Genomic DNA, 676 nt, shown 5'->3' with positions numbered 1-676 from the left:
GGGCGCACGCAGGGTGTGGCTCAACGGGTCGGACGTGGAGAGGATCGCGACAGTGAGACCGGGGTTCGTGCTCGAAGTCGACGAGCAGACTCCCCCGCTGCTGGTCCATTCCGGCGCCGGGGTGCTGCTGGAACGGTTTCCGCTGGGCACGCGGGTGGTGTATCCGCCGCAGCCGCGGCCGGGGGTCGGTGACGTCGACGCGGCGATCGCCGCGGCGCTGAGCGACCCGGTGGGCAGTGCGCCGCTGGCGGCGTTGCTGCGCCCGGGGATGCGCCTGACGATCAGCGTGGACGATCTGCGCACCCCGCAGCCGCGGATGCGCCGCGTCGACGTGCGGGGGCGGATCCTCGAGCAGGTGCTGACCGTGGCGGCGGCGGCCGGTGTCGACGAGGTGACGCTGGTGGTGGCCAACGGGCTGCACCGGCGTCTCGGCGCCGCCGAGGTGGCGGGGATCGTCGGGGAGCGGGTGTTCCGCTCGTTCTGGCCGACGCAGCTGGCCTGCCATGACGCCGAGGACGCCGCGAACCTCGTCGAGGTCGGTGTCAGTGACGCCGGGGAGCCGGTGGCGATCGCCCGGGCGGTGGCCGAGGCCGATCTGCTCGTCGCCGTCGGGATTGTGCAGGGCCCCGGGCAGGGGGGGGCCGGTGCGCTGGTCGAGGGGTTGTCGTCGTATGCG

General features: G+C 74.1%; 1 protein-coding gene. It reads left to right on the top strand.

Going from position 1 to position 676, the window contains the following annotated elements; genetic code table 11:
* Positions 1 to 52: 52 nt before the first annotated feature.
* On the top strand, positions 53 to 676 hold a 624-nt coding region (locus tag NBZ85_RS31595; protein ID WP_261563478.1), incomplete at its 3' end, for a lactate racemase domain-containing protein.

The sequence above is a fragment of the Frankia tisae genome (genome assembly GCF_025403405.1).
GTDB classification, from domain to species: Bacteria; Actinomycetota; Actinomycetes; order Frankiales; family Frankiaceae; genus Frankia; species Frankia tisai.
This window is presented reverse-complemented; position numbering and strand designations above follow the sequence as displayed.